This window comes from Mesorhizobium sp. M1A.F.Ca.ET.072.01.1.1, assembly GCF_004023325.1.
In the GTDB taxonomy this organism is placed as follows: Bacteria; Pseudomonadota; Alphaproteobacteria; order Rhizobiales; family Rhizobiaceae; genus Mesorhizobium.
In genome coordinates this window covers 1-2,385 of sequence record NZ_RZSF01000567.1, presented here as the reverse complement: position 1 = coordinate 2,385, position 2,385 = coordinate 1, and the positions used below count along the sequence as shown (strand labels likewise).

Annotated in this window: 1 pseudogene; it reads left to right on the top strand. The window is 61.7% G+C overall.

Annotated features, from left to right (window positions below):
* Nucleotides 1-45: 45 nt before the first annotated feature.
* Nucleotides 46-2,385: pseudogene (locus EOA32_RS36335) on the top strand (hypothetical protein); the annotation flags it as partial.

Below are 2,385 nucleotides of genomic sequence, written 5' to 3'. Positions count from 1 at the left end.
GTGGGACGGCATTCCGAAGCAGCCCCGCAGCGCGCCTCTCGCGCAATGTCGAGCAATCTGTTCAACAAGGCTCTCGATGACATCGGCCGAGCTCGGCACATCGTTCAATTCTCCTGTGCGGTGGTGCGCCATAGCGGCTTGCTGCGGGACCAGGAAGAGCAGGCAGCATTCCTGCAAGGAGCCGCTGTTCAATTCACTCGCCAGTTTCTGCCAAACTGGGAGCGGGATATCCGCGAGGGAGAATCGTTTGGATATGCGACCGTGTCCAACGCAGTCAGCCGCGAGCCTGGAGGCGAGGCGGGCATGCAGGCCTGCAGAGCCATGGCAGCCAAGGTGTCGACGTTCCGCAGCGCCTTAAGCGACCTGGATCCCAGCGCGTTGCCGCTGTTTTCCTTGTCGTTCGGTCGATATCCCCAACTGGCGGAATGCCGCGACGGCACAATCAGGATCGCGAAGTTCTGCAGCAACAACCGCGCAATGCTTCGCAAGCTGGACGCTCGCAACATCGCGCTGCTGGTGAACGGCTTTAGCAAGTGGCCTGACCAGCCAGGGTGTGGCGAGGGCACTTTCGCAGTTGCTGGTGAGGTTCTTCGCCGCGCTGAGACGGAGGGATTTTCCCAATTCAGTCCGCAGAACCTGACCAATCTGGTCAATGGCTTCAGCAAATGGCCGAAACAAACGGAGTGTCGAGACGCCACCGGCGCTATCGGCACCGAGGTGACGTACCTCGCGGACCGAGCCAATCGGCTTTCCGATTTCGAACCGCAGGGCCTGGCGAACCTGGTGAACGGTTTCAGCAAATGGCCGAGCCAGGCGAAGTGTCGGAAAGCCACTAGCGCTATCGGCACCGAGGTGACGCGTCTTGCAGGCCGAGCCAAGCGGCTCTCCGATTTTAGCCCGCAGGGCCTGTCGAACCTGGTCAATGGCTTCGGCAAGTGCCCGGAAGAACAGGATTTGCGCCAAGCTGTGGCGGATATCGCCGCCGAGATCGTTGGCCGCGCCGGCAAGCTCAATAGATTTCCACATCAAGAGTTGGCCAATCTGGTGAACGGGTTCGGCAAATGGCCCGAAGAAATCGACATGCGCCATGCTACCGTTGCCATCGCCGGCGAGATCGTTGCGCGTGCCAAAGAGCTCGGCGGATTCACTGATCAACATCTGGCGAACCTGGCGAACGGTTTCAGCAAGTGGCCCGAACAGACGCGCGAGGCGACGGTTTCCATTGCGGGCGAGGTCGTTACCCGAGCCGGCGAGCTCAACAGATTTGGGTATCAAGAGTTGGCCAACCTGGTGAACGGTTTCAGCAAGTGGCCTGACCAGCAGAAGACGCGCGAGGCGACCATTGCCATCGCCGGCGAGGTCGTTGCCCGAGCCGGAAAGCTCAAGGGATTTGCGAATCAAGAGTTGGCCGATCTGGTGAACGGTTTCAGCAAGTGGCCGGAACAGGCAAGCACGCGCGAGGCGATGATCGCCATCGCCTCTGAGGTCAGTCGCGCGGCCAACCGATTGCGCGGTTTTCCTGGTCAGGAGCTGGCCTATCTGATCAATGGTTTCAGCAAGTGGCCGCAAGAGCCAGCCATGCGCCAGGCGGCAGTCACCATCGCCGGGGAGATCGCCTCCCGTGCCGACAAAATCAAGGGATTTACCCATCAGCAGCTGGCCATACTGGTGAACGGTTTCAGCAAGTGGCCGCAGGAGGAGCGAAATCGGCAGGCCACGGCCGCCATCGGCGGGGAAGTCCAGCGCCGCGCCGATCACCCAAATGTCGGGCTCTCCGACTTTGCTCCGCTGAGCCTGGCCAATTTGGTGAATGGCTTCAGCAAATGGCCGCAAGAGCCAGGCATGCGCCAGGCTGCAGTTGCCATGGCTGGGGAGATCGCTTCCCGCGTCGGCGAAATTAACGGATTTAATCATCAGCATCTGGCGGCCCTGGTGAACGGTTTCAGCAAGTGGCCGCAAGAGGAGCGCAATCGGCAGGCCACGGTCGCCATTGGCGAGGAGGTCCTTCGCCGCGCCGATCGCCCGGATGTCGGGCTCTCCGATTTTACGGCGCAAGGCTTGGCGCTCCTGGTGAACGGCTTCGCCAAGTGGACGCAAGAGCCGGTGTGCTACCAGGCTCTGGTGGAGATCGCCCGCGGTCTCGGCCCCAAGGGCCGTCGCTTCGGCGCGTTCGCGACGCCACGGCTTGCAATGGTCACGAATGGTCTGGCGCGCGGTATCCTGCAGGGCGAGGTGGCCGAACCCGCTTTGCTGAAGGAGCGGCTGCAGCAGCTGGCGCATTATCTCCACTATGCCGAGGACCGGCTGCAGCAGGCCGATGTCCTGGCCATCGCCAACATCTTCAAGGCCCTGAGCAAGGCGCAGTTGTCCGACGATCTGGGTGTG